Consider the following 26,972-nt stretch of genomic DNA (forward strand, 5'->3'; position numbering starts at 1 on the left):
GGTTGGTCGAACGCGCGAACGGGCCAAGGAGTGCCAGATCGCGCGGCACTTGTCAGCCTGTTGTCGTCTCGAATCCCGACAGCCAGGGATGTTTTGGGGGAGGTTGACAGTGGGATGGGAGTTCGGGCATGGTCCCGGTCTTTTCGCGACGTAGATCGTATGCCCAACACCAAGTCCGCCGAGAGATACGCCCGCTTGAGCGCCACCCGTCACGCGCGCAACAAGTCGGTCAAGTCCCGTCTTCACACCCTGGAGAGGAAGTACCGCACCCTGGTCACGTCCGGGCAGTCGGACGAGGCGAAGCTGGCCTTGCGCGAGGCAGTCTCGGCGCTCGACAAGGCGGCCAAGCGGGGCGTGATTCCGGCGGCCCGGGCCAGCCGGAAGAAGTCGCGCCTTGCCCTCCGCCTCGCCGCCCCGGCGACCGCCAAAGCTTAGCCGTCCCAGGACCTGGTTCGGTTCCTACGCGTGGCTGTCGCTCCCGGCACCACGCTCGCCTGGGTCCGATTCGATCGGTTGGGGGGCTCCCGGTTCATCCTCCACCCTCCGCACTCGAACGGCTGGCAAACTGGCCTGGATGTCTTCACGCTCGGACGTGCGCCCGAGCTTCCTCGATTTGCTGGATGCGACCGTCGGTCACCTGAAGCGCCTTCAGGCCGACGGAATTCAGTTCATCCCAGTGGACCGGGCGCTACTCGATGCCCTGATCGGCCGCCCACCGCCGCGCTCGGCAGGCTCTCCCGGCCGGATGGCCCGTCCTGTCTCAAGTCCGGTGGCGTCGGTGACGCCGACGCCGGTGGCCCGGCCCACGCCCGCGCCCGCGCCTGGACCTGTCCGAACGCCCTTGTCGGTGGCACCGCGTCCGGCTCCAGCTCCGATCGCCCGGACGCCCACGCTGCCGGTGCCCGAGCCGGTCCGGCTGGAAGCCCCCGTCCGTCCTCCGGCTGCGGTGGAATCCCGGTCGTCGCTTCCTGGCGCGGACAAGGCCGCGGCCATGGAGGAACTGCGTCAACGGGCTGTGGTATGCGAACGGTGTTCACACCTGGCGCGATCGCGAACGCAGGTCGTCTTCGGCGTGGGCCATCTGGATGCCGAGCTGATGTTTGTCGGAGAAGCGCCTGGGGCCGAGGAGGATCTGGCCGGGGAGCCGTTTGTCGGGCCGGCGGGGCAGGTGCTCACCCGGATCATCACGGCGATGGGGTATTCGCGGGACACGGTCTATATCGGGAACGTGCTGAAGTGCCGTCCGGATCTCCCGCCCGGCACCTCGACGGGCAACCGGGCGCCGCGGCCGGACGAGATGGAGACCTGCAAGCCCTACCTGCTGCGGCAGATTGAAATCATCCGGCCCAGGGTGCTGGTGGCGCTGGGGGCGACGGCGGTTCAGGGCCTGCTTGGGCTGACTTCGACGCTGGGATCGGTGCGTGGCCGGTGGCAGCAGTTCCAAGGGGTTCCGGTGATGCCGACCTATCATCCCGCCTACCTGTTGCGGGCGGAGCGGGGCCCGGACCGGGGATTCCGGGAGAAGCGCAAGACTTGGGAAGACATGCTGCTGGTCCTGGAACGGCTGGGGCGCCCTATCACCGAGCGCATGCGGGGATTTTTCCTGAAGCCGCCCGGCGCATGAGATGTTTGGCAGAACGGGCGCGACCTGATTGACTCCCCTTACGATGAAGCTCTTGGTCATCGGCTCCGGTGGTCGGGAGCACGCCCTGGTGTGGAAGCTGGCGCAGTCGCCCCACGCCAAACGGATCTGGTGTGCCCCTGGAAACTCGGCGATGACGCTCGAACGCTGTGCCGGAACCGGACTGGCCCCGGAGTGCGTCCCGGTCGCGGCGGAGGATGTGGAGGGACTGGTCCAGTTCGCGTTGGAACAGCGCCCCGATCTCACGGTGGTGGGACCCGACAATCCGCTGGCGCTCGGGGTGGTGGATCGGTTTCAGCAGCACCGGCTCCGGATCTGGGGTCCGAATCGCCGGGCGGCGCAGTTCGAATCCTCGAAGGCCTTCGCCCAGAACTTCATGGCGATGCACGGGATTCCCACGGCAGCGGCGGCGGTCTTCACCGACGCCCATGCGGCCAAGCGGTTTGCGGCCCGGCTGGAGGGGCGTTGTGCCATCAAGGCGGACGGTCTGGCCCTCGGCAAAGGGGTGGTGCTGGCGCAGGACCTGGCGCAGGCGGAGGAGGCCATCGACGACATGATGGTGCGACGGGTTTTTGGGGACGCGGGGGAACAGGTGGTGATCCAGGAATGGCTGGAGGGCACGGAGATTTCCCTGCACGCCTTGTGCGACGGGCATGTGGCGCGGCTCTTTCCGACCGCCCAGGACCACAAGCGGGCCCTGGACGGCGACCAGGGACTCAACACCGGCGGGATGGGGACCTATTCCCCCGCGCCGTTCCTGACGGAGGACGAATTGCTCGGCGCGGCCCAGCATATTCTGGGGCCCTGGCAGCGCGGCTGCGCGGCGGAAGGCATCGATTTCCGGGGAGTGATCTTTCCCGGGGTCATGCTGACCCCACAAGGGCCCAAGGTCCTTGAGTTCAACGCCCGGCTCGGAGATCCCGAGACGCAGGTGTACCTCACCCGGCTCGAGAACGACCTGGTCGAGCTGCTGGACGCCTCGGTGAGCGGTTGCCTCAAGGACGTGCCCCTTCGCTGGTCCTCCCAGGCTTCGGTCTGCGTGGTGATGGCAGCGGAGGGTTATCCCCGGACCCCCCGGAAGGGCGACCCGATCTTCGGGCTGGAAAGCCTCGCCTCCCTCCCCAACGTCAAGGCGTTCCATGCCGGGACCACCTGGCGCGATCACGGCTGGTTCACCAATGGCGGGCGGGTCCTTGGGATCACCGCCTGGGCCCCGACGCTCGAGGAGGCTCAGGAAAGGGCCTATGCCGCGGTGGATCTGGTCCAGTTTGAAGGCGCCCATTACCGCCGCGACATCGGTGCCAAGGCCCTCGGTCACGGACCTGCCTGCGAATGAATCCGCCGTTCGCCTTCGTTCTGCGCCCTTGGTTGATGGTGGTCGTCCTGTTCGGTGCCTTGCCGCTTCCGGCCGACACCGCCGGTTCCTGGCCCCCGGTGGAGGTCCTTCGCGAATGGCTCGTCGGTGAAGCTCCCGACGAGTCCTGGCCGGATGCCGGCGACCTTGAACCCCACGCCTATCTGGATGCCCTGAGCCCGGCCGTCCTGATGGGCCCCCACCCGGAAGCGTTGGGTCCCGCGGTCTCCAGGGTCGCCGTGTACCCCACCGATCACGGGTACATCCGGGTGGCGCGCGTGGACGAGTCCCTGCCGCTGGCCATGGCGGACGCCCTCGACTCCCTGGCACGTTCGAATGCCTGGTCAGGGTTGGTGCTTGATCTGCGCTTCGCCCATGGCAACGACTTCCTGGCGGCGACCGCCGTTGCCGCCCAGGTGGCTAACCGTTCCGGGGTGGCCCTGACTGTGGGAGAGCGCCGCCTGCCGATCGAACCCCGCGCCCCGGAGGGACTGGCGGTCGTCCTGGTGCTCGTCAACGGTTCGACCCGTGGCGCGGCGGAGGCTTTGGCGGCCGGCGTTCGACGCAGCGCCCGGATGTCGCTCATCCTTGGCCAGACCACCGCCGGTCAGGCCAGGGAGTACCGGGAAGCCTCGGTTCCGGAAGGGGGCCGGGTGCGCCTGGGAGGCCCCCCTGCGCGCGTGGAGGGTGAAGACCCGCTTTCCCCGGAAGGACGGGTCCCGGACCTTGAAGTGGCGGTGTCGGAGCGGGACCAGGAGCTCTATTTCGAGGACGAATACCGGCGGGTGATGGGGGGAGTGCCGATCGCCTCCGGACCGACAACCACCCGCGTGAACGAAGCCGAACTGGTCCGGCGCCAGCGCGGCCTTCGGGCCTCCGTTCCAACCCAGGAATCTGAATTCGGGCGTCCGGTTCGGGATCCGGTGCTCGCCCGGGCCCTGGATCTCCTGGGCGGTATTGCCCGGGGGGCGGCAGGGCCCCCGGAGGGGGGTCTTTCGCGTTGACGCCCATGACCCCGGCCAACAATTTGCGCCCGCCATCCTTGGCATGAAGACCATCCTGTTCGTATGCACCGGGAACATCTGCCGCAGCCCCATGGCGGAGGGACTGTTCCGTCATTTGACCGCGCGGATGGGGGACAAGTACCGCACCCGCTCGGCCGGGGTGGGGGCTGCGGACGGCATGGCACCCAGCCCGCACTCGGTTCAGGTCCTGAAGGAACTGGGGATCGACATTTCCGGATTGCGAAGCCGGTCGCTGACCGCCGAGATGGTCCGTGAGGCGGACCTTATCTTCGGGATGACCCACGGGCACGCCCATGCGGTGGCCCTGATGTACCCGCAGGCCGTCGAGAAGACGTTCGTTCTACGTGAGTTCGACGACACCCTGGACGCCTTCGAGAAGGACATCGCCGACCCGATCGGCGGTTCTTATGAGACCTACCTTCGGTGCCGGGATGAGATCGAGCAGGGGATTTTCAGCATGTTGAAGCACCTCGAACAGCAGGAAGGCGCCGCCCGTGAGGCGGGGAATCCGCCGGTCAAGACCATCGCCCTGGGCTCGGATCATGCCGGCTTCGAGTTGAAGGAATCCGTCAAGCGGCACCTCAGCTCGGGACCCTACAGCGTCGAGGATCTCGGCGCCCGCTCGCCCGAATCCGTGGATTATCCGGATTACGCCCAGCCCGTCGCCCAGGCGGTCGCCGAAGGACGCGCCGATCTTGGCATTCTGTTCTGCGGCACCGGGATCGGAGTGAGCATTGCAGCCAACAAGGTGCCGGGCGTTCGCGCCGCCCTGTGCACCAGCGAGGAGATGGCCCGCCTCGCCAGGGCCCACAACGATGCCAACGTCCTCTGCCTGGGCGGTCGCGTCATCGGCGTGGACGTTGCCCGCTCGATCGTGGACACCTTCCTGCGCTCGTCGTTCGAGGAAGGGGGACGCCATGCCCGCCGGGTCGCCAAGCTCGAACACGCCCACACCGGGCTGTCGGCCACCGATCCGGACATCACCCGCGTCATCGCCTTCGAGCGCCGTCGGCAGGAGGAGAATATCGAGCTGATCGCCAGCGAGAACTTCGCCAGCCGCGCGGTCATGGAAGCCCAGGGATCGGTCCTGACCAACAAGTATGCGGAAGGCTACCCTGGACGTCGGTGGTACGGGGGCTGCGAGCGGGTGGACGAGGCCGAACAACTGGCGATCGACCGGGCGCGCCTCCTCTTCGGCGCGGAGCATGCCAACGTCCAGCCCCACTCGGGATCCGGCGCCAACATGGCGGTCTACTTCGCCTTCCTGAAGCCCGGCGACAGGATGCTCACCATGGACCTGTCCCATGGGGGCCACCTGACCCACGGGAACAAGGCCAATTTCTCGGGGAAATTCTTCGATATTGTCCACTACGGCGTAAACCCGGCCTCGGAACGTCTCGACTACGACCGGCTGGCGGCTCTGGCCCGCGAACATTCGCCGCGGATGATCACCGTCGGGGCCAGCGCCTACTCCCGCCAGATCGACTTCGCGGTCCTCGGCGAAATTGCCCGGGAGGTGGGCGCCCTGCTCCTGGCGGACATCGCCCACATTGCCGGTCTGGTGGCCACCGGGCTCCATCCCAGCCCGGTACCCCATGCGGATTTCGTCACCACCACCACCCACAAGACCCTCCGGGGACCCCGGGGCGGTCTCATTCTCTGCCGCGCCAAGTACGCCAAGGAAGTGGACTCATGCGTCTTTCCCGGGATCCAGGGCGGCCCGTTGATGCACGTCATTGCCGCCAAGGCCGTGTGCTTCCATGAGGCGCTCCAACCCGAATTCAAGACCTACCAGGCCCAGATCGTCCGGAACGCCGCCGCGCTGGCGGACGGCATGCTCCGCAACGGCTTCCGGCTCGTCTCCGGCGGCACTGACAATCACCTGATGCTGGTGGATGTGGGGTCCCGGGGGCTCTCCGGGAAGGACTGCCAGCTCGCCCTCGACGAGGCCGGCATCACCGTCAACAAGAACACCATCCCCAACGAGACCCGATCCCCGTTCCAAGCCAGCGGGATACGCCTCGGCACCCCGGCTGTCACCTCCCGCGGCATGAAGGAACCCGAGATGGCTGCCATCGCCGACATGATCAGCGAGGTCCTGATGGACATGAAGAACCCCGACACCCCGGCCCTCGTTCGCAGCCGGGTTCGAGAACTGACCAGCCGTTTCCCCCTGCCGGGTTAAGCAAGTTCGCCAGGCGCCGAGAGGCGTCCCTCCCGGCGCCCCTCCCCATTTTCCAGGATGCGCGGCTTGGTGGTGGTTTGAGACCTGTCTCCAGCGGCGTGCTGGGCTTGTCCACCGGTCGCGGTGCCGGATACGGGCCAGATCCCGTGCCGTGCATCCCGAAGAGGTGGGGAGAGGTGCGAACTTCGCGAAGCGTCATCTCGGAGGGCCGAGTTCCACGAGGCCGCAACAGTGTGGAGCGTTGGGTTGAGGACTCGCAGAGCTCGTCCCTCCGATTCGCTGCCTCCTCACCCACAACTCCGGGATGCACCGTATCCCGTGTTTCGAAGAGAATTACCCTTGCGGTCCCGGGCGCGTTGGTATTTCTTGACGGCCTTGGCACGCTGACGTCGCCCGCTCTGGTTGGGTCCTGTCCCCTGATTTTTCCTAAGGGAGGTTTAGTCCCTCGCCGATTCAGCCTCTGGGACACGCTTTGCGTGAGACGTCCTCTCCTGCCACCATTCCCACCCACCGCCCATGCCCAGACCCAAGAAGGCCCCCTCCTCTGGCGGCCCCGATGCCGCCCCCCCCCCGGAGCCAGGTTCCGCCCCCCCACGCCCGGCGCGCGGCCGGAAAAAGGCCGCCAAAGCGGCTGCGTCCGATGTCCCGCTGTTTCCTGCGGCGCCGGCTGTGGCCGCGCCTGCCGTGCCGGATTCCGCTCCTTCGCCGGTTGCGCCGGCCCCGCTCCCGTCCGCATCGCGCGTCGCCCCGCCTCCGACCGCAGCCGCCCCGGTGCCGTCTCCTCGTCCTGCGCCCGCACCTTCTCCGACCGCCGTCCCGCCGCGGGCGTCGCAACCGTTGCCTCCCGGTTCCTCGGCGCCCCCTTCCCCCCGTCCGGCATCGCCTCCGGCCCCGGCTGTCGCCCGTCCCGTTCCGCCTCCCGCCCACCAGGGCCCGGCCGGTCCGAAATCGCCCGCTCCCGCGCAGGGGTCGCTGCCCCTCCGTGAAGCCACTGCGGCTCCGCCCTCCGACGGCGCCGTGCCCAGGACCCCCCCGGCAGTCCAGGGACAGGAACTTCCCCGTGGCGAGACGATCAACATCGCGACCCTCCACGCGATGTCGATCACGGAGCTGAACGCCAAGGCCAAGGAGCTCGGTGTCGAGAACTTCGGCACCATGAAGAAGCACGAGCTGGTCTTCGCCATCCTCCAGAAGAACGCGGAGCGCCGGGGCATCCTCTTCGCCGAAGGCGTCCTGGAGGTCATGCCCGAAGGCTACGGCTTCCTCCGGTCCCCCAGCTTCAGCTACCTCGCGTGCCCGGAGGACGTGTACGTCTCGCCGTCGCAGATCCGTCGCTTCGATCTGCAGACGGGCGACCACATCGGGGGTCAGATCCGCCCCCCGAAGGAGAAGGAACGCTATTTTGCCCTGCTCAAGGTCGAGTCCGTCGGTCAGGAGGACCCCGATCTGGCCAAGGAAAAGACCCATTTCGAGAACCTCACACCCCTGTTCCCGACCAAGCGGATCCTTCTCGAGACGGAGACCGAGGAGGTCAGCTCGCGCGTGGTGGACCTGGTCTGTCCCATCGGCAAAGGCACCCGCGGCCTCATCGTCGCCCCGCCCAGGACCGGCAAGACGGTCCTCATGCAAAAGCTGGCCAACGCGGTCCTGAAGAACAATCCGGAGGTGTACCTGATCATCCTCCTGATCGACGAGCGGCCGGAAGAGGTGACCGACATGGAACGGTCGTGCCGCGGCGCGGAGGTGGTGAGTTCGACCTTCGACGAACCCCCGGAGCGCCATGTCCAGGTGGCCGAGATGGTGATCGAGAAGGCCAAGCGCATGGTCGAGCACAAGAAGGACGTGATGATCCTGCTCGACTCCATCACCCGCCTGGCCCGCGCCTACAACACCGTCCAGCCCCACTCGGGAAAGATCCTCTCCGGCGGCGTCGATGCGAATGCCCTCCACAAGCCGAAACGGTTTTTCGGGGCCGCTCGCAACATCGAGGAGGGCGGCTCCCTGACGATCATGGCCACGGCCCTGGTGGACACCGGCAGCCGCATGGACGAAGTCATTTTCGAGGAGTTCAAGGGCACCGGCAATATGGAGGTCCATTTGGACCGGGCCCTGGTGGACCGCCGCATCTTCCCTTCGATCAACATCGAACGTTCCGGCACCCGCAAGGAGGAGCTGCTGTACCATCCGGACGAGTATCAGCGGGTCTCGGTGCTGCGTCGGGCGTTGGTCGGGGTGCCCCCCGTCGAGGCCATGGAGCTGCTGCTCGGCAAGCTCAGGAAGACGCCGAACAACATCATGTTCCTCCTGAGCATGGCCATGAACTCCTGACTTTCCGCAGCGTTGCCTCGGAGGGCCGGGTTCCACGAGGCCGCGGGGGAGTGGTGCACGGGCGTGCGGACTCGCGAAGCTGTGGGGCTCGATATTGCCAGCGGGTGTTCGGAGCGCGGACAGCCTTGTCCGCGGGGTGCGGGTCGGAGGGGGGGAGTGCGGAAGGGCGGACAGGTGGGATCCGGCCAGGATTGGCACCGGGGGATCTGGGGCAACTCGTCGGGGAAGGGTGGGGTCAAGGGTGCTTGCGTCAACAGGAAGGGGCAGGGCGGACAAGGCTGTCCGCGCTCCTGCATGGGGAGGGGGCAGGATGAGGGGATGCGTGGGGTGGAGGATGGGAGGCGCGTGGGGCAGGCGGACAAGGCTGTCCGTGCTCCTGCATGGGGAGGCACTCCGAGTGGCACCGCTTCGGCCAATGGGGGAGGTTTTCCCTCTCTCACTTCCTTTGCATTCGGCATTGGGCCGGTTAATTTCCCGGCCTCGTGCGCTCGTCTGCCGACCTCCACCCAACCGGCGTGTCCCGATTTTCAGGCCGCCTGGGTCTCCACGCCGTCCTGGTGCTTTTCACCGTTGTCCTAACCGCGTGTCGTCGTGACGACATTGCGGTGTATGAGGCCCCCAAAGACCAACCCCTGCCGGCAGCCGCTCAGGCTTCGCCCCACGGCTCTTCCATGAGTCGCCTGGCGGAGGCCCTTCCTCCCCAACCGGGGCTCCGCTGGCAGACGTTGCCGGAAGGCTGGGTTTCCCACGGCGCGGAGGGCCTCCGGGTGGCGAACTTCACCATTTCGGGATCGGATGACCGCCGCGCGGAGCTGGCGGTGATTCCCCTGCCCGGGACTGGGGGAACGGACGTGGATCTGGTCAATCTCTGGCGGGGTCAGCTCAGCCTGGCACCCATCGGGCCCGAGGCCCTGCCGGCCCACACCGACGAGACCGAGATCGCGGGCCAACCCATCAAGCTGTTCAACATCGTGGGTTCGGAGTCGTACGACACGGAGGCCCAAGGGCATCAGATTCTCGTGGCGGCCCTGCGCCGGGACGGTTTCACCTGGTTCTTCAAGCTGGCGGGGGATGCTCCCGTGGTGGAGGCCCAGCGCCAGCCCCTGAAAGCGTTCCTGGGACAGGTCGAGTTCACCGCCCCTTCGGCGGAGGCAGGGAGCCGGGGCGTTCCTGTCTCTACAGCGGGCGCCACCGGTCGGCCCCCTTCCGCCCGGTGGCAGGTGCCCGGGGCCTGGGAAGCGACCGAACCCACCGCCATGGTCCACAGCAAATGGCTCGCCCCGGGCGGCTCCGCCACCTCTCCGGTGGAAATCACCGTGAGCGTCCTGCCGGGCGACGCCGGAGGGCTGGTTCCCAATCTGAACCGGTGGCGCAGCCAGGTGGGGCTCCCGCCGGCGCCAGACGGCGAACTGGCGGCGTTGTCGGACAACCTCGAAGTCCTGGGAGGGAAGGGCACCCTTGTGGATTTCAACGGGTCGAGTCCCGAGCATGGAACCCCCTTGCGCATGGTCGCGGCGGTTGTGAAGCGCGACGGCCACAGCTGGTACTACAAGTTGATGGGGCCCCCTGAGGCGGTGGGAGCCCAACGGGATGCCTTTGTCAGCTTCGTTCAAACCGCCCAATACTCCCGCGGCTCATGATGCAAGCCTTCCTCAAGTCGTTCGCCTCGCTCCGCCTGACCCTGGTCCTGCTGGTTCTGAGTGTGATTCTGGTCTTTTTCGGGACCATGGCCCAGGAACCCCTGGGGCTGTACATCGCCCAGTCGCGGTTTTTCCAGAGCGTGTTCGTGGACGGCGCCTCGATGTGGGCTTCGATCAAGAAGACGCTTCAGATGATGGGTGTGTACCTGCCGCCCTCGACGGCGGCGGACGTTCTTCACGCCCGATATTTCCCGGTGTTTCCCGGAGGCTACCTGCTGGGCTCCCTGCTGCTGATCAATCTGATCGCCGCTCACAGCGTGCGGTTCCGGTTCACCCGCAAGAAGGCCGGCATCATGCTCGTGCACAGCGGCTTGATCCTCCTGCTCCTGGGCCAGTTCTTCACCGAGGTCCTGGCCCGCGAAAGTGCCATGCGCCTCACCGAGGGTCAGACCAAGGCCTACTCCGAGGCGGATCGCCGCAGTGAACTGGCCATTGTCGAATCGCTGGGTTCGGACCGCGACCGGGTGGTGGCCATCCCCGATTCGAAGCTCGCGACGGGCGCGAGTTTTCAGAAGCCGGAACTGCCCTTCCGGCTGCGCGTGGTCCGCTACTACCCCAATTCCATGCTGACCAACCGCGTGGCGGTTCCGAACGCACCCCCGGTCACCGATGGGCCGGGGACGCGCTTTGCCCCGTTGGAACTCCCCCGGGTGACCGCCATGGACATGCGCGACGTACCCAGCGCCGTGGTGGAGTTGATCGGTGCGCAGGGTCCCATTGGCTCATACCTGCTCACCGAGTACTTCGAACGGCCGCAAACCGTCACCGTGGATGGACGCACATTCGACCTGAGCCTCCGTCTGCGTCGGATCTACAAGGACTTCAGTCTCAGCCTCATCAAGTTCCGGCACGACAAGTACAAGGGGACGGAGATCCCCAAGAACTTCTCCAGCCAGGTGCGCCTGGTGAACCCCAGCACCGGCGAGGATCGGGAAGTGTTGATCTATATGAACAACCCGCTGCGGTACCAGGGACTGACTTTTTACCAGGCCAGCTTTGACCGCCTGGACGACCGGGTGACCATCCTGCAGGTGGTTCGCAACCCCGCCTGGCTGACCCCGTATCTGGCGTGTGTGCTGGTCGGGTTGGGCCTGATCCTGCAATTCGGCATCCACCTGGTGGCGTTCCTGCGCAAGCCCCCCGCGCCCGCCACGCCTGCCGCATCGTAGGGTCCATGCTGAAGCCCTGGGAGCCCGCCTGAGGCTTCCTGCGGGCTGACGTCACCGCCGCCCTCATCAACGGGAGTCGTCCCCAACTCAACAGACCGGGACCCGAAAGGGCTCCGTCGAGGGCTCCGTCGCGCCCTCCCGTATTCCCTACGCCATGCGCATCGGCATGATGACGTAGAGGAAGGGACTGTTGGTCTTCACCACGCCGGGGCTGAGATCGTCGCTGATCTCGATGTACACTTCATCGGAATCGAGCGCCTTGAGGGGATCCATCAGATAGACCGGATTGAAGGCGATAGCGATATCGGCGCCCGCATAGTTGATGGCGAGGCTTTCGCGGCCTTCCCCGACCTCCGGGGTGTTGGCGGTGATCGCGAGGTTGTTCCTGGTGAAGCTGAGTTTGACCGAGTTCGTTTTGTCGCTGGTCATGATCTCGGCCCGGCGCAGGGCCTGGAGAAGTTCCTCGCGGATCACCGGCACCCTTTCCTTGAACTCCGTGGGGATGACCTGCCGGTAGTTGGGGTAGGTGCCCTCAACCAGTTTGGAGACGATCCGGACGGCCGGATGCTTGTCCCCCTTCAGCTCGTAAGCCACCTGGTTGTCCGTGTAGCGGATCGAAACATCGCCGGAAGGTTGGAGGAGCCGGCTCAGTTCGTTGATCGCCTTGGTGGGCACGATGAAGTCGCCATGGCTTTCCGGCTCCACTTCCACCTCCTCCTCGACCAGAGCTAACCGCCGCCCATCCGTGGAAACCAGGGTGACGCGATGCTCCTTGAAGCTGTGGAAGATGCCGTTCAACACGTATCGGCTCTCATCCGTCGAGATCGCGAAGGAGGTCTTCTTCAGCATCCCCCGAAGCTTCTCCTGGGGCAGGGATACATGTTTCTTGTCGGCAAACTCGGGAATCGGGGGGAAATCCTGGGCGGCGAGCCCGTTGATCCGGTAATAGGAATTGCCTGCGGAGAGGGTGCTCAGGTTGTGCTCGTCCGTTTCGAGGTCGATCTCGAGCTGCCCCAGTTCCCGGCAGATGCCAAAGAACTTCTTCACCGGGATCGTCGTGCCCCCCGGCCGCTGCACGCGCGCTTCCACCGAGCACGAGATGGTGACATCCAGGTCTGTCGCGGTCAGCTCCAGCCGGTTGTCGTCCGCCTTGAGCAGCACATTCGAGAGGATCGGCAGGGTGGTCCGTGTCCCGACCACGTTCTGCACCGCCTGGAGCCCTTGCAGGATATGCTCCTTGCCGATCGACAGTTTCATCGTCGGCTTAATAGTAGGAACCATGCAATATGGAAAGCACCATATTAAGGGCTGTGGATAAGGCCAACAACTGTCTGTTGGGGTTGCCAGCAGGGTGGGAAAACGGCGGCGCCGACTCGGAATAACCCTGGGAACGACTCGGACAAACCGGTGCCGATGGGCAGAAGTGGGTCCGGGAAACAGGGTCTCAGGGAGTTATTCACGGGAAAGGCCGGGGTGGAAGCGAGGCTTGGCTGGTGGCCCGAAGGGTCGTGAGGGCGTTCCGGGGGCTATTGGGCGGTGGCTTGGGCAAGGATGGAGGGCAGGACGGCAGCGACACTATCGATATCGGTGGCGGTGGTATCCCGGCCAAGCGAGAACCTGACCAAGGCGGCGGCGCGGGGACGGGGAACGCCCATGGCCAGGAGCACATGCGAGGGCTCCAGCGAGCCCACGGAGCACGCGGAACCGCTGGAGGCACAGATCCCGACCAAGTCCATGGCCGCCAGGAGCGCAAGGCTGTCCGTACCCTCCACGGTGAACGCCAGCGTGTTCGCCAATGCAGCCCCGGGAGGGGTGTGGAGGGTGACCCCGGGAAGAGGCCGAAGGGCGGCAGCAAGACGGCTGGAAAGCGGGCCGAGCCGGGATGGGTTGAAGACGGGATCGGGGACGAATCGCTCGATGGCCTCAGCCATGCCGAGAATGGCGGGCAGGTTTTCGGTCCCGGCGCGGCGCTCATATTCGTGGGCACCTCCCAGAAGTTGAGGTTCCAGAGACCGTGGGGAACGGCAGTAGAGCAGCCCGGCGCCTCTTGGTCCGTGGAGCTTGTGGGCACAGAGGGTCACCAGATCGGCTTCCAACGCTTCCAGGCCGTGCCAGGGAAGCTTTCCGAAGGACTGGACGGCGTCGGTGTGGAACGGAATTCCATGCTGGCGGCAGAGACGGCCGATTTCAGAGACGGGCTGCAGGACGCCGGTCTCGTTGTTGGCCGTCATCACCGATACCAGGGCGGTGTCGGGACGCAGCGCGGCGGCCACCGATGCCGGATCGACCCTGCCGGCCGCATCGACGGGAAGCAGCGTCAGGGAACACGCCTCCTGGCGCGCCAGGTGGTGGAAGGTGTGGAGGACGGCAGGATGTTCCGTGGGGGAACAGATCAGGTGGGGAGGGCGGGTACGCGCCAGCGGGCGCACCGTGCCAAAGATCGCCAGGTTGTTCGCCTCCGTGCCGCCACTGGTGAAGACCAGTTCGGAAGGCTTGCAGCCAAGGACCACGGCGATGCGGTCGCGTGCGTCGTCGAGCAGGGCCCGGGCGTGGCGCCCGACGTGGTGGATGCTGGAAGGATTGCCCCAGGCGAGGTCCAAGCCCGTCAGGACCGCCTCCCGGACAGCCGGGTCGAGAGGCGTGGTGGCGTTGTAATCGAGATAGATGGAGGGGCGGGACGGCGAGGCCACAGGCGGCGGGAGCGGGGCTTACGGGGTCGCCGCAGTGGGTTGGCCGCAAAACCGTTGAAAGGCGCCACCGAGGAGTTCCCCGACATCGCGACGGATCTCCGTCTCGGAGGCCCACCATCCGGAGGCCGCCAGGTCGGAGTACTTGCGGGCCAGGGCGTCGGCGAGGATCTGCCGGCTGTGTTCCCACTTGTAGATCACCTGGTCCAGAACCCGGGCGTCGGAATGCTGCGGGGTGAAGCTCAGGCCCAGCAGTTCGAGGCGCATCGACGTCATTTCCCCGATGGTCTCCGGGATGTTGGTGAACCACCAGCAGCCGAAGACGTGGAGATTGCGGAACTTCCGTGCCAGCACCACGAGTTCGTGCTGGTTTTCGCGGGAGAGAACGGTGGTGAGGAACCGGACGTCCGGATGGGCGGAGCAGAGGTTCTCGAGGGCGGTGAGGTCGCTCCGGCCGACACCGTCGCCGGCGAGTTGGAGCGCGGGATTGACGGCGCGCTTGACGCCCAGCATCAGGGCGAACGGCAGGCCGGACTCGCGGCAGAACGGCAGAACCACCTGGTCGATCAGCGTCGCTGTGGCGTCGTTGTGGGGATAGCGGAAGTCCGGGGGAAGGGAGACCATGACGTACCGGGCGGCCATCCGGCGGGTCCAGTCCGCCAGGAAACGACGGGCGCCATCGAACGCCTTGGCGTCCAGAGTGGCCTGCTCCAGGTAACCCCAGTGGCGAAGCTGCTCGGCGGCGGAAGGCCAGGCGACGAGCAGGGGATCGATGCGCAACGCGGCCACGAAGCGGGGATCGCGGGGAAAGGACGCCTCCCAAACCGGACGTTCGAGCGGATCGAACGGGGAGTTGGTCATGTAGATCTGCCGGACCCGGGCGAGGTCGAGGCAGCGGGTGACGTAGTCGCCGACTTTCCAGTCGGCAAACCAGCGTCGGAGAGCGGGCAGATCGTTCTTGCGGGGCTCGATGCCGAGGCGGTGCAGGATGGTGAGGACGCCGCGGGCCGCTTCGGACAAGGGCGACCGGTCGGCGAAGAGGACCTTCCAGACCAGGTCGGCCTGTTCGGTTTTGGAGAGGCGCCAGAAGGCATCGTAGGGGAGTTCCAGGTAGCGAAATGCCTCGGCCACCAGGTAGTGATAAACGAGCAGATCATCGATGCCCCAAAGCAGCAGGGCCTCAAAGGCCGGATCATAGAGGTGGGTGTGGATATCGATCACCGGGGCTTCCAGCACAACGCGGCGGACCGTCGATTCGAGGAGAAGGCGGGCAGGGGCATCGGAAGCGGCGGAGGCCATGCCTCGATGTACCCGTTGCCCCGGGGGATCGCGAAGCCAAAAAGCCGCTCGGGAACAAGGAGCGCAGTCAAAGGATGTTGTGCCCGGCAATTCCAAAATGCGGGGCCGCCGTCAGGAGACGCAAATCGTTCGAATAGACCCGCGCACAGCCCGCTTCGGCGGCGCAGGCGAGATGGATTGCATCCGCCGCGCGGACGGCGAGGGTCGAGGGCAACCTGGCATACGTTGCCGAAAGCCGTTGGATCACCGCCGGCGACAGGGCAAGCCAACGGAAAGCGCCCGCCGACGAGTCACGATCCAATTCCGAGAGCAACGTTTTCATGTCTGCCTCCAAAAGCGCTCCCTCCCTGAGCTTGCGATGGAACGCCGCCACGATTTCGGCCCTGCCATGGAGGCAGCAGGCAATCTGGCCCGTACCGGCTAGCGCCCGCACCTCCTCCCAGCCCGGGTCCCGCGTGTAGAGCCGTACGAGGTAGCTCGTGTCGAAATAGAGCATCAGGCGGGGTCCTCCCGATCCTCCGAGATGATCCGGGTTACATCGGGTCCCAAGCCGGCCTTGCCGCTCTGGTCGAAGCGGCGAAACGCCTCGGAAGCCTTGCGATCGGCGAAATAGGGAAGGCCAGCTTCCTCAGGTTCCGGGACAATTCTGGCAATGGGGCGGCCGTTGTCCGTGACCACGATCTGTCCGCAACGGGAAGCCTCTCGCACCCATTCGCCGGTCCTGGCGTGCAGCTCGCGGAGGGTCACGGTCTTCATGTGTCACACCGTGACACACACGGCGTGGGCGCGTCAATGAAGGCATCGAGCGCCTCCCGCCCAATACTGGAGGGCGAAGGGATTTGCGGACCCGATGTGGGCTCTGTGCCCCCTGCCATTCGGGGTTCCGGCGTCCGCCGTGCCCCGCCTCCCACCTCAAATCCACCGGTTCCAGGAAACCGGGTAGGGATCAGGCGGTGGCCTCTCCGACCTGCCAGCGGTGGAAGCGGCGGATGCTCAATGTGTCATCGAGCTGTTTGGCGACGCCCTCGAGGTGCTGCTGAACGGTTTGGTCCGGGTTCTTCACGAACGCCTGTTCGAGGAGGCAGACGGACTGGTAATACTTGTCGATGACGCCCTGGAGGATCTTCTCCATGGCCTGGGCGGGCTTGCCCTTGAGGCGGTCGGATTGCGCGGCAATGTCCCGCTCCTTCGCCACGACGTCGGCTGGAACGCCGGAGCGGTCCACCGCGGTCGGATGGGCGGCGGCGATCTGGAGGGTGATGTCCTTGACGAGCTGCTTGAAGGGTTCCTGGGAGACGGTGGCATCCTTGCCGCAACCGACTTCGAGGAGGACGCCGACCTTGGCGCCTGTATGGATGTAGGCGGCAATGAGGCCGGGACCGGTCAGGTCGAGGCGGGTATGGCGGGCGATGAGGATGTTTTCCCCGATCTTGGCGACGGCGGCAACGCGCTGGGCCTCGAGATCCGGGGCGGTTTCCGCGACCAAGGAACGGGCAACCTCCTCGCAGAAGGCGCGGAAGGTATCGTTCTTGGCGACGAAGTCTGTTTCGCAGTTGATCTCGGCGAGCACGCCGGACCGGCCATCGGGCGTGAGATACTGGGCGATGACACCTTCCCGGGCGTCGCGACCCGCCTTCTTGGCGGCCTGGGCGATGCCGCGTTTGCGGAGGATTTCGACGGCGGCATCGAGATCCCCGACGGCTTCGGTGAGGGCCTTCTTGCAGTCCATGAGGCCGGCATTGGTCATTTCGCGGAGTTTGCCAACGGCGGCGGCAGTGATTTCAGCCATATCGATGGGGGATGAATTGTCCTGAGGCGGCTCCGGAGGATTGCCCGGGAGAGCCACGCATCGGAGCGGTTATGGAGCGGTTATGGAGGGTTCAGGCCACGGCCGGCGAAGCGGGTTGCTCGGCAACGGGGGCGGCGACGGGCGAGGGCAACGAGGAAGCGGATTCCGCAGGGGGCGGAGTGGCCTCCGGGGCGGCGGGAGTGTCGGGTTGGGGAGGGGTCGCGGCCGGTGCGGCGGCCTCGGTGGAGTCGAGGGTCTTGCGACGGGCGTACTTGGCCTCGAACTCGGCGCGTCCGCGGGCGATGGCCTGGGTGAGCGTGTTCAGAATGAGGCGGACCGACCGAATGGCGTCGTCATTGGCGGCGACCGGGTAATCCGCCTGATCAGGATCGCAGTTGGTATCGACGACGCCGACGATCGGGATCTTGAGGCGGCGGGCCTCGGCGACGGCATTGTGTTCGCGCTTGAGGTCCACGATCAGGAGGGCGGAGGGCATCTTCTGGGCCATGAGGCGGATGCCGTCCAGGTTCTTGCACATGCGGCCGGCTTCCCGGCGCAACATGGACTGCTCCTGTTTCACGTAGTTCAGGATCGACCCGTCAGCCTCCATCTTCTCGATGTGGCGAAGCCGTTCGAGGGACTTCTTGAGGGTGGAGAAATTGGTGAGCGTACCTCCGAGCCAGCGCTCGATGACGTACATGGCGCCGCTGGCGGTGGCGGCTTCCTTGACGGCGACCTGGGCCTGTTTCTTGGTGCCGACGAACAGGATTTCGCCCCCCTGGCGGGCCGTATCCTCCAGGAACCGGCAGGCCGCCTCGATCTGGGTGACGGTCTGGCTGAGATCGATGATGTGAATGCCGTTGCGGGCCTCGAAGATGTAGGGCTTCATCTTCGGGTTCCAACGCCGGGTCTGATGTCCGAAATGAACACCGGCCTCCAACAATTCCTTGATGCCTGGGTACTGCACGTTTGTTCCTGATAGTCAGCCGCCGCATCCTTTCTGATGCGACCGCCATCCCGCGAGCCGCGGGATTCGATTCATTGCGATTATGGCCTCCGGGTCGCCTCGGATCCGGAACTTTAAGGCCGTTCCCCCCGACGCCCGCTCCGGGCGAAAGGGAGGCGGAGGCTATCAGGGCCGCACATGAGGGCAATAGCGAAGTGGAGATGTGGAAGTTGGTTCTTGAACCGGCCCGCTCGCGCGTCTTTAGGATGGGCAACCTCAAGGGACCGCCAATGCACGGGGCTGAACACCAGATCGATGCCGGAGGGGCCGAGGACCTTCTGCCGTTGGTGTACGAGGACTTGAGGCGGCTGGCGGCGGTGAAGCTGGATGGGGAGGTTCCGGGTCAGACCCTGCAACCGACGGCGCTGGTGCATGAGGTCTGGCTGCGGCTTTCCAGCGAGAACCATCCCTGGGCCAACCGGCGGCAGTTCTTCGCGGCGGCGGCCGAAGCGATGCGGCGGATCCTGATCGAGCGGGCCCGGAAGCGGCGTCGGGTGAAGCATGGGGGCAAGCTGCGGCGCACAACGGTGGACGATCTGGACCTGGCGGCGACCACGAACGATGACGAAACGATCCTGCGGGTGAGCGACGCGGTGGAGCGGCTGGCGGTTCAGGATCCAGTGGGAGCGGAGTTGATCCGGCTGCGGTTTTTTGCGGGGCTGTCGAATGTGGAGGCGGCGGAGCTGATGGGGATGTCGGAGCGCTCCGGCAAGCGCGCCTGGGCGTACGCCCGCGCCTGGCTCTACGAGGAGTTGCGCCGCGAAGCCTGAGGAGCCGGGGGGGCGGGAAGGGGCCAATCCCGGGAATCGTGGCCCGTAAGGACTCGAAACGGCGCGCCTAGGTACCGGGGCCAGGCAGACACCCATGTCCAACTCGAATCGCGAAAAGGAACTGTTCGAACATGCGGTGGAACTGGACTCCCCGGCGGAGAGGGCCGGGTTCCTGAAGGAGGCTTGCGGGGCGGACCTGGATCTGCGGCAGCGGGTGGAGGCGTTGCTGGCTGTCAGCGATGCGGCAGCGGGATTCCTCCCGGGGCAACCCGGAGGAGCCAGGGACCCAAGCTCCGCGGAGGGTGTCGTGGGCAAGACGATTGCCGGACGCTACAAGGTGCTGGAGCCGATCGGCGAGGGAGGGTTCGGAGTGGTGTATATGGCCGAGCAGACGGCGCCGATCCGACGTCGGGTCGCGCTCAAGATCATCAAGCCCGGCATGGATTCCCGGCAGGTGATCGGACGCTTCGAGGCGGAGCGCCAGGCCCTGGCGATGATGAACGATCCGAACATCGCCCAGGTGCTCGATGCGGGAGCCACGGAGAAGGGACACCCGTTCTTCGTGATGGAGCTGGTTCGCGGCATTCCGATCACGCAGTTCTGCGCGGAGCGGGAGCTGGACCTCGAGGCGCGACTGACCTTGTTCGTGAAGGTGTGTTCCGCGGTGCAGCATGCCCACCAGAAGGGGATCATTCACCGCGACCTCAAGCCGGCCAATATCCTGGTGACCCTGCACGGGGAGGAGCCGGTGCCGAAGGTCATCGACTTCGGCATCGCCAAGGCGATGCACGAACCGCTGACGGACAAGACGCTCTTCACCCACTTCCAGCAGTTTCTCGGCACGCCGGCCTACATGAGTCCGGAACAGGCCTCCCTGAGCGGATTGGATGTGGATACGCGGAGCGACATCTACAGCCTCGGTGTGCTCCTCTATGAACTGGTGACCGGAGGCCCGCCCTTCGATGCCAAGTCCCTTCTGGGCTCGGGTTGGGAGGCCATGCGCAAGACCCTCTGCGAACGGGAACCGGAGCGGCCCTCCACCCGCCTCCGCCGGGCGACGCATGGCGCGGCCAACGTCCGCGGTATCCGATGCCACGCGCGGCTGGCCAGGGAACTGGACCTGATCGTCCTCAAGGCGCTCGAGAAGGATCGCGAGCGGCGTTACCCCACGGCCAACGGGCTCGCGGCCGACGTCCGGCGGTTCCTCCAGCAGGAACCGGTCACCGCCATGCCGCCGAGCCTCACCTATCAACTCGCCAAGCTCGGCCGCCGCCATCGCAAGGCGGTCGTCACCGGCATGGCCTTCGGAGTGGTGCTGCTGATGGCAGCCTTGACCGGCACCGGGCTGGCCATCCGTGCCCGACAGGCCGAAACCGTCGCCATTCGGGAGGCGGAGGCGGCGCGGAATGTGTCCGAGTTTCTCTGGAAGGAACTCCTCCGGCCGCTCACGCCCTGGAGTCACACCAACCCCGGGGTCTCCCTCAAAGCCGCGTTCGACGCCGCCTCAGACAGTATTCCGGCCCGGCTCCAGGGGCAGCCGCTGGCCGAGGCGGCCATCCGGCTTTCGTTCGCCCGCGCCCACCTGGGGCTGGCGGAGTGGGACCGGGCCGAGACGAACCTGATGCGGGCCCTGGCACTTCAGCGGGCGCACGCCGGGACATGGGATGAGCGGACCGCGGACGTCCTTTTCCAGGCGGGCACCCTGCGTGAGTTCCAGAGTCGCTGGGTGGATGCCGAGGCGGCCTTCGAGGAGGCCGCAGCCATTCGTGCGCAAATATTCGGTCCTGACCATCCCGAGCCTGTCGTCGCGCGGGCCAAGGCCGCCTTGAACCGCGCGCGTCAACTGCCCGCCGATCGGGCCGAGCCGGTGCTTTCCCGCGCTTCGGAGGACCTGATGCGGTTCGTGGGCGCGGCCCATCATGTCCACCGGTCCATCCTCAACAGGCTGGGCGAGCTTCACCTGAAAGGGGGGCGGCCGGAGCAAGCCTGGGACCTCTTCGAGCAGACGCGTCGGCTGGCCCAGGAAGAGGAAGGCGACCTGAGCAGCGGCGTCCTCTGGAGTCTCGAACTGAAGGCCCGAACCCGGGCCCACCAGGGTCGCTACGCCGAGGCGGACCACGCGTTCCAGGAGGTGGAGGCCTTGCGCAAACAGACCCTTAGGGCCGGGCACGACCTCACCCTCAAGGGTCAACTGCTCCGGACCGAACTCGTCCTGGTTCCCCAGCGGCGGTTCGAGGAGGCCGCCACGGTTCTGCTGGACCTGGCAGACGTCGCCGTCGGGGGCCAATCCACCGTGCGCGCGGAATGGATGGGAACGCTGGAGGCGGTGCTGTCGGGATGGCAGGAGCACGGGGGCGGACCGGAGTTCGAGACATTCCGGGATCGGGCCCTCTCTTATCTGGCCGCGCCAACGGCCGGGGGTCGGTAATCTCCCGCGGCACCGGCTCCTCCCTGGCCCGCCTCTCTCTGAAGGATCGGCTTCTCTGGCCCAATCGGGCCCGAAAGGGCGCGTTACAGGGGGAAAGCTCCGAGTCGGCTCCCAACGCGCTTCCCGGTCATGAACACCCATCGAATCCTCACGCGCCTCCTGCGGCGCGCCATCTCCCTCGCCCTCGCCCTGGTCAGCGGGGCACTGGCAACCTCCGCCCTCGGACAGGGCACCGCCCTTCAGAGCATCGTCTGGTCAGGGGTTCCTTCCCGGACCATTGCCACGGGCATACCGCACCCGCTCGCGGTCTCCGCCAGCAGCGGGCTGCCGGTGACCCTTTCGGTCGAGTCCGGTCCCGCCACGCTGGGAGAGGGGACCCTCACGGTCACCGGGCCCGGAAGCGTTCGAGTCACGGCGGAGCAGGCCGGGGACACGACCTATGCAGGGGTGCGCGAGACGCGGACCTTCAACGGCCCCGAGGCGGTCCTTACCGAACTGGGCGCCGTGAGTTTTACGGGCTCTCCCCGAGGCGTGAAGGAGATTGGGAACCTGGCCTACGTGGCACTGGGCACGAGGTGGAATGGCCAGGCGAATGTCGGAGGCGGAGTGGAGGTGCTGGATGTCAGCGATCCTTCGGCTCCGGTTCGGCTGGGCCGCCTGAGTGCCGCCGGCTGGACCCCGGGAGCGATCGACGTCTCGGGCCATCATGCCTTCGTGACCTATGCGCCGACGACTCAGACCGGGGCCAGCGGGGTGCGGGTGATCGATGTGAGCGACCCGGGCAACCCGGTGAATCGAGGGTCGGTGACGACCGCCGCCTTCGGCGCCGACATCACCGTGGTCGGGGCCTACGCCTACCTGGCCACCCGGACGGCGTCCGGCCTATCGGGGGGAGGACTGGAGATCCTCGACGTGACCGATCCGACCCAGCCGGTGCGGGTCGGGTTCTTCAATATAAGTTCGGGAGCCTCTGGCGTGAGAGTCCACGGAACGACGGCGTACCTGACGCGTTCGAACGGCGGACTGACGGTGGTCGATGTCAGGGATCCGGCGAGGCCGGAGCGGGTGGGCCAGTTCCCTGCCGAAGTGGGTTTCTCGAACGTGGACATCGCCGGCACCCTGGCCTTCGTGGCGGACCATGGGTATCAGGTACAGGGAAGCGCGTCCCAGTACGCCGGAGGACTGCGGATCCTGGATTTGAGCCACCCTGCCCGTCCGGCGCTCCTCGGAGCCGTCAATCTGGGAGATGGCACTGGCGGCCACGTCGGCGTGGCGGGCTCACTCGCTTTCAGTGTCCACTGGATGCACGGCCTGCGGGTGGTCGATGTCTCCCAGCCGTCGCGCCCGGTCCTGGTGGGCAGCCTCGCCCGCACCGGCGTGGAACGTGTGTTCGGGGCGACGGACCGGGCCTACCTGTTGGGCAACGATGGGAGCCTCGAGATCATCGGTGTTCGGGTGGCGGAGTCGCAGAGGCTCACCTGGGTCGGAGCCGGCGAGGCCATCCTGGAACTCGACACGCCCCATCCGATCCAGGCGACAGCGAGCAGCGGGTTGCCGGTCGAACTGCGCGTCGATTACGGCCCCGGATCCATTCTCGATGGGGTCCTCACGATCACCGGTCCCGGGACGGTGGGGGTGACGGCCGGGCAGGCGGGAGACAACACCTTCGCGCCGGTGCGGGAGACGCGGACCTTCAACGCGCGGCAATCGATCATGACCCATCGGGGCGGACACGACTCCCGGAACCTGACCCATGCCGTCCACGTCGTCGGCAACCGGGCGTACCTGGCCGATGCCACCGGAGGGATTCAGGTGCTCGATGTCACCGATCCGGACCGACCGGTGCGGCTGGGTTTCCACGTGACCGGGGGCAGGGCGACGGATGTGCAGGTGGTGGGCAATCGCGCCTATGTGGCGAACGGGACGCCCGGCCTCCAGATCCTCGATGTGGGCAACCCGGCGCAGATCGTTCGATTGGGCGCGTTCAGCACGGGCGGCACGGCGCTCAAGGTGGATGTGGTGGGCAATCTCGCCTACCTCGCCACCGAGGCAGGCCGGTTGCAGATCCTCGATGTGAGCGATCCGGCGGCGCCGACGCGTGTCGGGAGGGCGACTCACGTGGGACCCGCCCTGGATGTCCAGGTGGCGGGCGATCGTGCCTATGTGGCGGCCGGGACGTTCGGGTTGCACATCGTCGACGTGAGCGATCCCACAACCCCGGTGCGCGTGGGCGGGCTAACCGGTCTTGGGGAAGTGACCGGACTTCACGTGGTGGGTACGCTGGCCTACCTGGCGACGGGCCTCACGGGGTTGCAGATCGTTGACGTGAGCGATCCGGCGACGCCGGTGCGGCGGGGCGGGTTGGACTTGTTCAGGGACGGAGTACCCGGCCCGCAGCCATGGCAGCCATGGATTCCGGGCCGGACCTTCGCCCATGCCGTCGAGGTGGTGGATGGGATCGCCTACGTCGCAACCGAGCGGGCCGGGCTGCAAGTGGTGGATGTCGGGGATCCTGTTCACCCGGTGCGCCTCGGGTTCCACGACACGGGCGACATGGCAGTGGGGGTCCATGGGGCGGGGGACCGTGTGTATGTGGCCAATTCCGCCGCCGGGGTCCGCGTCGTGGAAGTCCGGACAGGCTATCCCCAGGTGTTGACCTGGGAAGGTGCGACGGGCCCGATCCTCGATCCTGGCGTGCCCCATCCCTTGCGGGTCACAGCGACCAGCCGGCTGCCCGTAACGCTGCGGGTGGAGGCCGGCGCGGCCACGCTCGGGGAGGGGTCTCTGACCCTCACGAGTTCCGGGACGGTGGGGATCACCGCGGTTCAAGAGGGTGACTCGAGGTATCTGCCTGCGAGGGAGACGCGCCTGTTCAATGTGGCCGAAGTCAGCGTGGCGAACCTCGGCCGGTCGGAACCCGACGGGCAGGTGGTGCATCTGCAAGTGGTCGGGCCGTTGGCCTACGCGGTGAACCAGGGAACATGGGTCAACGAGCGGATGCAGGGCGGCGGACTGCAGGTGTTCGATGTGTCCAATCCCCTTCAGCCGGTGCTTCTCGGGAATCTGGGCACCACCGGCGAACCGACCGCGGTCCATGTGGTGGGGAACATCGCCTGCCTGGCAGCCGGGAGCGTTGGAATTCACCTGATCGATGTCGGGGACCCGACGCGGATGGTGCGCCTATCTGGGCTTACCACGGTTGGTGCGGCCTCCAGGGTTCAAGTGGTCGAGAACATCGCGTATGTGGCCTACCAGGGGTCCGGATTGCAGGTCCTTGACGTCAGCGATCCGGCCCGGCCCCTGCGCCGAGGGAGCCTCAGCCTGGGAACCCACCTGGGCTTGCTGACCGACATGCATGTCTCGGGCGGGCACGCCTACATCACGGAGGTGGGGTGGGCCCCTTTCGGCCAATCACCATCGACGCCGTCGCTGTACGTGCTGGACGTCAGCAATCCTGCCCGTCCGGTCCGGGTGGGCTCGCTGATCCTGCCGGGCCAGGCCTACGCTGTCCGGGTGGCCGGCGACTTCGCCTATGTATCCACGGGACGTTCGGCTGCCATCGGACCCGATGATGGGAACAGCGCCGGATTGTGGGTGGTCGATGTCAGCGATCCAACCCGGCCCATGGTGGCGGGCCACTTCCAACCCCCGAATCTCGACAACGGCGCGTATGCCCTGGATGTCTCAGGGCGCCGCGTCTTCATGGCCGACCCCAACGGACGGGTGATGGTCGTGGACGTCAGTGTGCCGGCGCAGTCGAAGCTGGTTGGCGACTTTTGGACGGGAGGCTGGTTGCAGGGTCAGGGTCTGCAAGTTGCGGGCGATCGGGTCTATGTCGGCGCTGGCGAGATGGGGGTGTTGGTCCTCGAACAGCAGACCGGGTTTCCCCAGACCCTTCACTGGACCGGCATCGGGAGCGCGATCCCCGCATTGGATGTCCCCTATCCCCTGGATGCAGTCGCGAGCAGCGGTCTTCCGGTGAGCCTGCGGGTGATCTCCGGACCCGCGACGCTGTCGGAGGGTTGGCTGACGGCTCATGGTCCCGGAGCCATTCAGGTGGTTGCCGAGCAGGCTGGCGATGCGCGCCACCTTCCCGTGCGCGAGGTCCGCGGGTTCGGACTCCAACGAGCCACCGCCGAACATCGGAACATCATCGAGGTGGGCGGCGGCGCCCGGGCCCTCCAGATCGTCGGCAACCATGCCTACGTCGCCGCCGAGGGAACCTGGACTTACGACGATCCGTTTGCCGGGCCGGGCCGACTCGAGGGCGGCGGCCTGAGGGTCGTCGATGTCGGCAACGTCGGGCGTCCGCTCCTGGTGGGCGATCTGAAATTGCCCGGGCGTCGGATCGAGGACCTGGAGGTCGTCGGGAACCGGGCGTACGTGGTGGACTATGGCATCGACACCCAGGATGGGATTGTGGATGGCGGCCTGCACATTGTGGATGTGACCCAGCCGGCGAATCCGGTGGTGCTGGGGCGCCTGGCAATCAGCTCGGCCTCCCGGGTGAGTGTCTCGGGCAACTTTGTTTATGTCGCCGGCTGGCCGGCAACGACCGTCGTGGATGCGAGCGACCCTGCCAATCCGGTGGGGGTCGGTTCGCTGGACCGCAGCAGCGCCGCCCTCCGGGTGGTCGGCGATCGGGCGTACCTTCTCGACAGCTACCGCCGCTTCGAGGTGTTTGATGTCAGCGATCCCACCCGGCCTGTGCGTCTGGGAGGCCATGATCTGGTGGGCTGGGGCAGTCACGTGGAAATCGTGGGGACCACGGCCTACGTCACCAGCCAATCGGGTTTCGGTGAGAATGCCACGTCGCAGATCGAAGTTTTCGATGTGAGCGATCCCACCCGTCCGGTTCGGATGAGGGAATTGAACCTCATGGGTGCGCGCGGAATGCGGGTCGTCGGGTCCATCGGCTATGTGTTCGGAAGCACCGGCATCGGCGCGGGAGTGCAACTCCTGGATCTGAGTCAGCCCCATCAACCGGTGTTGCTGGGTGGGTTCCGTACCGGGGGAGCATGGGATGTGGACGTCTCCGGGGAGTTCGTGTACGTGCTCGGATCCGATCTGCTGGAGATCTTCGAGGCGCACCTTCTCGCGCCACAGCCTCTCCACCTGGGCCTGCCCGGGCGCCTTCCCTTTCCGGGGACGCCGCTGGCCTTCCACGCATCCAGCCCAAGCGGACTTCCGGTATCCCTCACCGTGGCCGGCGGACCGGCGCGCATCGACAACCAATCCCTGGTCGTTACAGGACTGGGTCCGGTCACCCTGCGCGGGGAACAGGCCGGGGATGGGGCGCACCTGCCGGCCAGCGTCGAGTGGACCGTGTTTGTGCATCCCCCGACCCCGGCGATGCGCCTGAGCGGATCCCGGATCGAGCTGGCATGGCCGGCCGGCCTGGACGGACTGCGCCTGCAGCACCGGGAAACGGTGGCGCCCGAGACCCCCTGGCGGGATCTGACGGGTCCGACCGTCCAGGTGGGTGGAGAGGTGCGGGCAACGATCGAGTCCCCCGCTCCCACCGGTTACTTCCAACTCGTGCATCCCTGACCTCCCTTTGCTCCGGTCAGTGCCGGGGCGCGGGTCCCGG

At 66.6% G+C, this 26,972-nt stretch carries 18 protein-coding genes; 11 read left to right on the forward strand and 7 right to left on the reverse strand.

Translation table 11 applies throughout. The features are described from left to right. Positions 1-159: 159 nt before the first annotated feature. From rpsT to KF833_01625, 8 genes are all read left to right on the forward strand, one after another. Entirely contained in the window at positions 160-435 is a 276-nt protein-coding gene (rpsT, locus tag KF833_01590) for a 30S ribosomal protein S20 (protein ID MBX3743979.1), read from the forward strand. A 139-nt stretch (positions 436-574) separates the two neighbouring features. Continuing rightward, a complete protein-coding gene (locus tag KF833_01595) occupies positions 575-1,624 on the forward strand; it encodes a uracil-DNA glycosylase (protein ID MBX3743980.1) in 1,050 nt (349 codons plus the stop codon). Between the two features lie 43 nt (positions 1,625-1,667). Beyond that, complete coding sequence (purD, locus tag KF833_01600) at positions 1,668-2,978, forward strand: phosphoribosylamine--glycine ligase (GenBank protein MBX3743981.1); 1,311 nt, start codon at positions 1,668-1,670, stop codon at positions 2,976-2,978. Next, positions 2,975-4,000, forward strand: a complete 1,026-nt coding sequence (locus tag KF833_01605; GenBank protein ID MBX3743982.1) for a hypothetical protein — start codon at positions 2,975-2,977, stop codon at positions 3,998-4,000. Before purD ends, KF833_01605 begins: the two co-directional genes overlap by 4 nt. Positions 4,001-4,043: 43 nt before the next feature. Further along, complete coding sequence (gene rpiB / locus KF833_01610) at positions 4,044-6,206, forward strand: ribose 5-phosphate isomerase B (protein MBX3743983.1); 2,163 nt, start codon at positions 4,044-4,046, stop codon at positions 6,204-6,206. A gap of 771 nt (positions 6,207-6,977) precedes the next feature. Further along, the gene (gene rho / locus KF833_01615; GenBank protein MBX3743984.1) at positions 6,978-8,534 is read left to right on the forward strand and encodes a transcription termination factor Rho; all 1,557 of its coding nucleotides are present in this window, start codon (positions 6,978-6,980) and stop codon (positions 8,532-8,534) included. Between the two features lie 671 nt (positions 8,535-9,205). Continuing rightward, positions 9,206-10,174 carry a hypothetical protein gene (locus tag KF833_01620; protein MBX3743985.1) on the forward strand — a complete coding sequence of 323 codons (969 nt, stop codon included), beginning with the start codon at positions 9,206-9,208 and terminating at the stop codon, positions 10,172-10,174. Next, positions 10,171-11,403 carry a cytochrome c biogenesis protein ResB gene (locus KF833_01625; protein ID MBX3743986.1) on the forward strand — a complete coding sequence of 411 codons (1,233 nt, stop codon included), beginning with the start codon at positions 10,171-10,173 and terminating at the stop codon, positions 11,401-11,403. Before KF833_01620 ends, KF833_01625 begins: the two co-directional genes overlap by 4 nt. Before the next feature lie 147 nt (positions 11,404-11,550). Here the strand turns inward: KF833_01625 and dnaN are convergent, their stop codons facing one another. From dnaN to rpsB, 7 genes are all read right to left on the reverse strand, one after another. Beyond that, positions 11,551-12,660, reverse strand: coding sequence for a DNA polymerase III subunit beta (dnaN, locus tag KF833_01630; GenBank protein MBX3743987.1), 1,110 nt, complete (start codon positions 12,658-12,660; stop codon positions 11,551-11,553). Positions 12,661-12,929: 269 nt separating this feature from the next. Continuing rightward, entirely contained in the window at positions 12,930-14,069 is a 1,140-nt protein-coding gene (locus tag KF833_01635) for a cysteine desulfurase (GenBank protein MBX3743988.1), read from the reverse strand. 42 nt (positions 14,070-14,111) lie between these two features. Further along, the gene (locus KF833_01640) at positions 14,112-15,389 is read right to left on the reverse strand and encodes a glucuronate isomerase (GenBank protein ID MBX3743989.1); all 1,278 of its coding nucleotides are present in this window, start codon (positions 15,387-15,389) and stop codon (positions 14,112-14,114) included. A gap of 67 nt (positions 15,390-15,456) precedes the next feature. Then, a complete protein-coding gene (locus tag KF833_01645; protein ID MBX3743990.1) occupies positions 15,457-15,885 on the reverse strand; it encodes a type II toxin-antitoxin system VapC family toxin in 429 nt (142 codons plus the stop codon). Continuing rightward, positions 15,885-16,145, reverse strand: a complete 261-nt coding sequence (locus tag KF833_01650; protein MBX3743991.1) for a type II toxin-antitoxin system prevent-host-death family antitoxin — start codon at positions 16,143-16,145, stop codon at positions 15,885-15,887. The genes KF833_01645 and KF833_01650 overlap by 1 nt, the downstream gene beginning before the upstream one ends. A gap of 190 nt (positions 16,146-16,335) precedes the next feature. After that, complete coding sequence (gene tsf / locus KF833_01655) at positions 16,336-17,178, reverse strand: translation elongation factor Ts (GenBank protein ID MBX3743992.1); 843 nt, start codon at positions 17,176-17,178, stop codon at positions 16,336-16,338. A gap of 91 nt (positions 17,179-17,269) precedes the next feature. Further along, complete coding sequence (gene rpsB / locus KF833_01660) at positions 17,270-18,145, reverse strand: 30S ribosomal protein S2 (GenBank protein MBX3743993.1); 876 nt, start codon at positions 18,143-18,145, stop codon at positions 17,270-17,272. Positions 18,146-18,414: 269 nt separating this feature from the next. Between rpsB and KF833_01665 the strand changes: the two genes are divergently transcribed. The 3 genes from KF833_01665 (at position 18,415) to KF833_01675 (ending at position 26,932) form a co-directional block, all read left to right on the forward strand. Beyond that, on the forward strand, positions 18,415-18,954 hold the full coding sequence (locus KF833_01665) for an RNA polymerase subunit sigma (protein MBX3743994.1): 540 nt from the start codon (positions 18,415-18,417) through the stop codon (positions 18,952-18,954). 94 nt (positions 18,955-19,048) lie between these two features. Further along, positions 19,049-21,382, forward strand: coding sequence for a serine/threonine protein kinase (locus KF833_01670; GenBank protein MBX3743995.1), 2,334 nt, complete (start codon positions 19,049-19,051; stop codon positions 21,380-21,382). 129 nt (positions 21,383-21,511) lie between these two features. Then, positions 21,512-26,932 (forward strand): hypothetical protein, encoded by a 5,421-nt coding sequence (locus KF833_01675; GenBank protein ID MBX3743996.1) that lies wholly within the window; start codon positions 21,512-21,514, stop codon positions 26,930-26,932. Positions 26,933-26,972 lie beyond the last annotated feature (40 nt).

The sequence above is a fragment of the Verrucomicrobiia bacterium genome, from assembly GCA_019634625.1.
GTDB lineage: Bacteria > Verrucomicrobiota > Verrucomicrobiia > Limisphaerales > CAIMTB01 > CAIMTB01.

Bases quoted from the DNA above. Each gene is read 5' to 3' on its own strand.
- rpsT (MBX3743979.1), top strand. From the start codon at position 160: ATGCCCAACACCAAGTCCGCCGAGAGATACGCCCGCTTGAGCGCCACC.
- KF833_01595 (MBX3743980.1), top strand. From the start codon at position 575: ATGTCTTCACGCTCGGACGTGCGCCCGAGCTTCCTCGATTTGCTGGAT.
- purD (MBX3743981.1), top strand. From the start codon at position 1,668: ATGAAGCTCTTGGTCATCGGCTCCGGTGGTCGGGAGCACGCCCTGGTG.
- KF833_01605 (MBX3743982.1), top strand. From the start codon at position 2,975: ATGAATCCGCCGTTCGCCTTCGTTCTGCGCCCTTGGTTGATGGTGGTC.
- rpiB (MBX3743983.1), top strand. From the start codon at position 4,044: ATGAAGACCATCCTGTTCGTATGCACCGGGAACATCTGCCGCAGCCCC.
- KF833_01620 (MBX3743985.1), top strand. From the start codon at position 9,206: ATGAGTCGCCTGGCGGAGGCCCTTCCTCCCCAACCGGGGCTCCGCTGG.
- KF833_01625 (MBX3743986.1), top strand. From the start codon at position 10,171: ATGATGCAAGCCTTCCTCAAGTCGTTCGCCTCGCTCCGCCTGACCCTG.
- dnaN (MBX3743987.1), bottom strand. From the start codon at position 12,660: ATGAAACTGTCGATCGGCAAGGAGCATATCCTGCAAGGGCTCCAGGCG.
- KF833_01640 (MBX3743989.1), bottom strand. From the start codon at position 15,389: ATGGCCTCCGCCGCTTCCGATGCCCCTGCCCGCCTTCTCCTCGAATCG.
- KF833_01645 (MBX3743990.1), bottom strand. From the start codon at position 15,885: ATGCTCTATTTCGACACGAGCTACCTCGTACGGCTCTACACGCGGGAC.
- KF833_01650 (MBX3743991.1), bottom strand. From the start codon at position 16,145: ATGAAGACCGTGACCCTCCGCGAGCTGCACGCCAGGACCGGCGAATGG.
- tsf (MBX3743992.1), bottom strand. From the start codon at position 17,178: ATGGCTGAAATCACTGCCGCCGCCGTTGGCAAACTCCGCGAAATGACC.
- KF833_01665 (MBX3743994.1), top strand. From the start codon at position 18,415: ATGCACGGGGCTGAACACCAGATCGATGCCGGAGGGGCCGAGGACCTT.
- KF833_01670 (MBX3743995.1), top strand. From the start codon at position 19,049: ATGTCCAACTCGAATCGCGAAAAGGAACTGTTCGAACATGCGGTGGAA.
- KF833_01675 (MBX3743996.1), top strand. From the start codon at position 21,512: ATGAACACCCATCGAATCCTCACGCGCCTCCTGCGGCGCGCCATCTCC.